General features: G+C 68.1%; 5 protein-coding genes. 2 read left to right on the forward strand and 3 right to left on the reverse strand.

Annotated elements, in window-relative coordinates; all coding sequences use genetic code 11:
• From D180_RS19285 to D180_RS19295, 3 genes are all read right to left on the reverse strand, one after another.
• Positions 1-863 (reverse strand): protein-disulfide reductase DsbD N-terminal domain-containing protein (locus tag D180_RS19285; protein ID WP_017914063.1); only part of this gene is annotated, 863 nt, incomplete at its 3' end.
• 4 nt (positions 864-867) lie between these two features.
• Positions 868-1,200, reverse strand: a complete 333-nt coding sequence (gene cutA / locus D180_RS19290) for a divalent-cation tolerance protein CutA (RefSeq protein WP_017907317.1) — start codon at positions 1,198-1,200, stop codon at positions 868-870.
• A gap of 145 nt (positions 1,201-1,345) precedes the next feature.
• Positions 1,346-3,124 (reverse strand): endonuclease, encoded by a 1,779-nt coding sequence (locus D180_RS19295; RefSeq protein WP_017914064.1) that lies wholly within the window; start codon positions 3,122-3,124, stop codon positions 1,346-1,348.
• Positions 3,125-3,404: 280 nt separating this feature from the next.
• Here D180_RS19295 and D180_RS19300 point away from each other — a divergent pair, with 280 nt between their 5' ends.
• Both D180_RS19300 and groL read left to right on the forward strand, forming a co-directional pair.
• A complete protein-coding gene (locus D180_RS19300) occupies positions 3,405-3,692 on the forward strand; it encodes a co-chaperone GroES (RefSeq protein WP_010340979.1) in 288 nt (95 codons plus the stop codon).
• A gap of 147 nt (positions 3,693-3,839) precedes the next feature.
• A complete protein-coding gene (groL, locus tag D180_RS19305; protein WP_010340980.1) occupies positions 3,840-5,486 on the forward strand; it encodes a chaperonin GroEL in 1,647 nt (548 codons plus the stop codon).
• Positions 5,487-5,740 lie beyond the last annotated feature (254 nt).

A 5,740-nucleotide genomic window follows, 5' to 3' on the forward strand; every position in this document is an offset into this window, starting at 1 on the left:
CCCTGGAAGGTGGTCACCAGGGTCGCGGCGGTGGCGTCGGCGCGCTGGCGCTGCAGCGGCACGGTGACCTCGGTCTGGTCGAAGTACACCACCACGTTGCCGAAGTGTTCGTCCTGGTGCGAGCTGCCCTTGGGCCAGCGCGGCATGCCGGTGCGGATGCCGGGCGCGCCCTCCAGCGCCAGCGCGGTGCGGTCGCGATACAGGTAATAGCCGGGCGCCGGGGTGAAGCGCAGCAGCAGGGTATTGCCGTCGCCGACGATGGCTTCGAACTGGAACGCCTGGTCCGAGGGCAGCGGCAGGCCCTGCACCGCCGCGGCACCGGGGCCGGGACCGAACAGCGGCTTGGCCCCGTTGCCGGCGCCCGGGCCGCTGCCCGGCAGCCCGCCCGTCGCGGCCGGCGGCGGCAGTGCCGGTGCGGGATCGGTGGCGGCCGGCAGGGTCACCTCGAGCAGGCGCTTCTGCGGCGGATAGCACACGCCGGCATCGGCGCAGCCCTGGTAGCGCACCTCCAGCTGCACGCGGCTGGTGCCGGGATCGGCGACGCCGCTCTGCACCGCGTTCAGTTCGTCGCGGTAGGTCTCCACCTCGCCGAAGTACGGGTCGGTCTTCTTGTGGCCGGCCGGCAACTGCAGGGTCGGGTTGGGCTTGAAGCCGCCGATCACCTTCACCGCGATGCGGTGCCGATACAGGTAGTAGCCCTTGGCGATGTCCCAGTGCAGCGCGATGCGGCCGCGTTCGGGTGCCTGTGCGCTGAGCGCGAAGGCCTGGTCCACCGGCAGCAGGTCCTTTTCGCTGATCGCCAGGGCGGGGAAGGCGGCCACGGCCAGCAGGCACAGGGCGGCGAGGCGGTGCAGCAGGGTCATCGGCTTACGGTTCCTCACGGGTTTCGGCATGCACCCACTGCAGGTAGGCCGGCAGGCCGCCGGCGACCTCGAGTTCGACCAGTTCGGGGACCTCGTACGGGTGCAACGCGCACAGCCGCTGCCGCAACGCGGGCAGGCGGTCGGCGGCGGTCTTGATCAGCAGCAGCACCTCCTCGCCCTGTTCCACCTCGCCTTGCCAGCGATAGGTGGACTGCACGCCGGGCAGGCGGCTGACGCAGGCGGCCAGGCGTTCGTCGACCAGCGCCTGGGCGACCCGCGCGGCGCTGGCCGGATCGGGGCAGGTGCTGAGCAGCAAGCGGAGGGCGGGCGCGGACATGCGGCCGACAGTATAGGGATGCCGGCCGCGCTTTGGCGGCGCCGGCCGGTGGCCGGCGGCCGCGCATCCACAATCCCCGGCTTTTTAAGCAGCCGAATGGCCGATCATCCCCGCCCGCTGCAGATGCAGCGGGCGAGGCAATGGCTCAGTTGAGCAACTGGCAACTGGCCGGCTTGGCCGAGGTGAACAGCGACGAGGTCGCCCACTCCGGGTGGTCGATGAACGGGTTGCGGTTGCCCTGGAAGCTGTAGATCACCTCGTTGCGGGCGCGCTCGGCGTCGTCCGGCGGATCCTGCTGGCTCCACGCGATCAGGGTCGACAGCAGGCCCATGTAGGCCGGCGAGGACGAGGTCTTGACGATCTTGCTGCGGTCGTCGGTCAGCTCCAGGTCCGGCTCGGACTGCCCGGTCTTGGCATCCACGCCACCCTCATAGCGGATCGCCATGTACATCACCGCACGTGCCATGTCGCCCTTGCGGTGGTCCCACACCTCGAAGGTGCCGCTGTTGCCGTCCGGGGTGCGCACCCAGTTGGAATTGCCCGGGTAGCGGCCGCTGCCGCCGCCGAAGCCGGCGTTGGCCTCGGTGGCGCGCTCGCCGCAGTTGCTGTCGCACTTGGCGTAGGGCTTGTTGCCGCGGTCGGCGTTCCAGGTGGCGTCGGTCAGGTACAGCATGTGGGTGTCGGTGTACGGCGCGTAGGGCAGGCCCTTGTTGCCGGTGGCGGTGCCGAAGCCCAGCGAGTTCGGCCAGCTGTGCTCGCGGTTGTACTTCAGGCCGCTGCCGCTGCCGGCACGGTCGGTGCCCTTGGCATAGCTGCGGTTGCGGTAGGCGTCGAGGACGCGCTGGCTGTTGTTCGGATCCTCGTCGGCGATCTCCAGGATGGCCCAGGTGTCGGTGCCGGAGCTGCTGCTGTACGGATAGACGGTGTGGCCCTTGATCGTCTCGTGCAGCGAGCAGCGCAGCTGGCTGGGGCTGGAGGTGTTGACCCGCGAGTAGTAGCTGCCGGCGCCGTTGCCGCCGCCGCCCGAGCCGCTGGCGACGTTGAAGGCGACGCTGCGATCCTGCGCCGGATGCGCGCCGTCGGCATCGCTCACGCGTGCGGCGACGATGCTCAGGGTGCAGCTCTCGCCGGCCTTCAGCGCGGTGTTGGTGGACAGCGCGAACTGGGTGCCGCTGCTGGGGTAGGTCAGCGCCACGCTGCCGGACTGCTGGCAGCTCAGGCCGAACGCGCCGCTGGCCAGGCTCACCGCCTCGCTGAAGGTCACCGCCAGGTCGCCGGCGGCGGGGAAATCGGTGGCGCCCTGGGTCGGGGTGGTGGCGGTCACGGTCGGCGCGGCGTTGCTGCCGCCGCCGCCGGCGAAGGTCTGGCCGTTGTTGCAGGCGCCGAAGGTGCTGGTGGCGCTGTCGCTCCAGCTGAAGTCGGCTGCGGCGCTGCCGTTGCCGCGCAACTGCAGCGAGGTGCCGGCCGGGGTGCTGTTGCTCTCGCTGACCGGCAGGTTCTGGCTGGCCATGCCCGCGGCGGGGCCGCCGCCGCCGGTGATGGCGCCCTCGTAGCTGAGGAACTGCACCACCTTGCCGTTGCCGTCGACCAGCGCCAGGCCGTCGTTGGGCCCGTTCTGGATGCCGTTGCTGGCGTAGCTGACGGTGGCGATGCGCACCTGCCCGCCGCAGCTGACCAGGTTGCCGGCCGGCACCGCGCTGTTGGCGTAGACGGTGGCCGACCCCGGGTTGCTGCCGTTGTACAGGTAGACGCGGTAGCCGCTCAGGCTCTCCCCGGCGGTGGCGACGATCTCCACGCCTTCGCCGGTGTCGCCGGCGGCGGTGGCATCGTCGTAATGCAATTCATTGATGAATACGGCGGCCTGGGCCGGCCCGGCAAGGGCGAGCAGGCAGGCCAGCGGCAGCGCAACGGCGGATGGCTTCATCGACAACTCCTTTTGGTGACGGATCCCCCCATGGGTCCGCGCTCAGCCTAGCCTGCCTCTGTGACACTGTGACGGGATTCGGTCACTGCTTGCCACCGAATGCACGTTCCTGGCAAAAATTTTTTGCCTCCCGCCCTTGAAAGCCCCGGCCGCGGCACTACATCAGGCGCATCCCGGCGCTACCGGGTTTTTTCGCGAGCGTTGCTGGCAGTCGTCATGGGCGAGTGCTAACATCGCCGGCCTTTCCTAGACCAATCAATCACTTAAGAGGTCTCACTCAATGAGCATCAAGCCGCTTCACGACCGCGTCGTAGTCAAGCCGATCGAAGCCGACGAAATCTCCGCCGGCGGCATCGTGATCCCGGATTCGGCCAAGGAAAAGTCCACCAAGGGTGAAGTCGTGGCCGTCGGCGCCGGCAAGCCGCTGGACAACGGCAGCGTGCGCGCCCCGGCGCTGAAGGTCGGCGACAAGGTCATCTACGGCCAGTACGCCGGTTCCAGCTACAAGGCCGAAGGCGTCGAGTACAAGGTGCTGCGCGAAGACGACGTGCTGGCGATCGTCGGCTAAGAGCGCCGCCGATCGCGGGAATCGGGAATGGTGAATCGGGAATCGGTCAGGCGCCTTCGTCGCCCGCGATTTCCGTCCCGTCCCGACCGCCCGCTCTTGATCTGCCTATTCCCTGTTCTCCATTCCCTATTCCCGAGGTAACTCAACATGGCTGCCAAAGATATCCGTTTCGGTGAAGACGCCCGTTCGCGCATGGTGCGCGGCGTCAACATCCTCGCCAATGCCGTCAAGGCCACCCTGGGCCCGAAGGGCCGCAACGTCGTGCTCGAGAAGAGCTTCGGCGCGCCGACCATCACCAAGGACGGCGTCTCCGTCGCCAAGGAAATCGAACTGGCCGACAAGTTCGAGAACATGGGCGCGCAGATGGTGAAGGAAGTCGCCTCCAAGACCTCCGACAACGCCGGCGATGGCACCACCACCGCCACCGTGCTGGCGCAGGCGCTGATCCGCGAAGGTTCCAAGGCGGTCGCCGCCGGCATGAACCCGATGGACCTCAAGCGCGGCATCGACAAGGCCGTCGTGGCCGCCGTGGCCGAGCTGAAGAAGATCAGCAAGCCCACCGCCGACGACAAGGCCATCGCCCAGGTCGGCACCATCTCCGCCAACTCCGACGAGTCGATCGGCAACATCATCGCCGACGCGATGAAGAAGGTCGGCAAGGAAGGCGTGATCACGGTCGAGGAAGGCTCGGGCCTGGAGAACGAGCTGGACGTGGTCGAGGGCATGCAGTTCGACCGCGGCTACCTGTCGCCGTACTTCATCAACAACCAGCAGAGCCAGCAGGCCGACCTGGACGACCCGTTCGTGCTGCTGCACGACAAGAAGATCTCCAACGTGCGTGACCTGCTGCCGGTGCTGGAAGGCGTGGCCAAGGCCGGCAAGCCGCTGCTGATCGTCGCCGAGGAAGTGGAAGGCGAGGCGCTGGCGACCCTGGTGGTCAACACCATCCGCGGCATCGTCAAGGTCGTGGCGGTCAAGGCCCCGGGCTTCGGCGACCGTCGCAAGGCGATGCTGGAAGACATGGCCGTGCTGACCGGTGGCACCGTGATCTCCGAGGAAGTGGGCCTGGCGCTGGAGAAGGCGACCATCAAGGACCTGGGCCGCGCCAAGAAGGTGCAGGTCTCCAAGGAGAACACCACCATCATCGACGGCGCCGGCGACACCTCGGCGATCGAGTCGCGCATCAAGCAGATCAAGGCGCAGATCGAAGAGACCTCGTCGGACTACGACCGCGAGAAGCTGCAGGAGCGCGTGGCCAAGCTGGCCGGCGGCGTGGCGGTGATCAAGGTCGGTGCCTCGACCGAGATCGAGATGAAGGAAAAGAAGGCGCGCGTCGAAGACGCCCTGCACGCGACCCGTGCGGCGGTGGAAGAAGGCGTGGTCCCGGGCGGCGGCGTGGCGCTGGTGCGCGCGCTGAGCGCGATCGGCGAGCTGAAGGGCGCCAATGAAGATCAGACCCACGGCATCCAGATCGCGCTGCGCGCGATGGAAGCGCCGCTGCGCGAGATCGTCACCAACGCCGGCGAAGAGCCGTCCGTGATCCTCAACAAGGTCAAGGAAGGCAGCGGCAACTTCGGCTACAACGCCGCCAACGGCGAGTTCGGCGACATGGTCGAGTTCGGCATCCTGGATCCGACCAAGGTGACCCGTTCGGCGCTGCAGAACGCCGCCTCGATCGCCGGCCTGATGATCACCACCGAAGCGATGGTGGCCGAGGCCCCGAAGAAGGAAGAGCCGGCCGCTCCGGGCGGCATGGGCGGCGGCATGGGCGGCATGGGCGGCATGGATTTCTGATCCAGCCGGCCTCGGCCGACCTGTTCCACGCAGTCGAAAGGAGCCCCGCAGCGATGCGGGGCTCTTTTTTTGCGCTGTCGACATGGCGGCATGCCGATGCGTTTGTCTGCGCGTTCGTGCGCCCTGGCCAACGCCGCGGCGCATCCACGGATCGCGCAGCGGCAGAACCTGCTTTACCGAGCGTCTGTCGGGCACTTTGGTAAAGACGGCGTAGCCATGTTGCAGATACCGTCTTACCCCCTAGCAGGCAAGGC

The sequence above is a fragment of the Xanthomonas sp. SHU 166 genome, from assembly GCF_000364685.1.
GTDB classification, from domain to species: Bacteria; Pseudomonadota; Gammaproteobacteria; order Xanthomonadales; family Xanthomonadaceae; genus Xanthomonas_A; species Xanthomonas_A sontii.

Coding starts and splice junctions, on each gene's coding strand:
- D180_RS19295 (WP_017914064.1), bottom strand. CDS start 3,124: ATGAAGCCATCCGCCGTTGCGCTGCCGCTGGCCTGCCTGCTCGCCCTT.
- cutA (WP_017907317.1), bottom strand. CDS start 1,200: ATGTCCGCGCCCGCCCTCCGCTTGCTGCTCAGCACCTGCCCCGATCCG.
- D180_RS19300 (WP_010340979.1), top strand. CDS start 3,405: ATGAGCATCAAGCCGCTTCACGACCGCGTCGTAGTCAAGCCGATCGAA.
- groL (WP_010340980.1), top strand. CDS start 3,840: ATGGCTGCCAAAGATATCCGTTTCGGTGAAGACGCCCGTTCGCGCATG.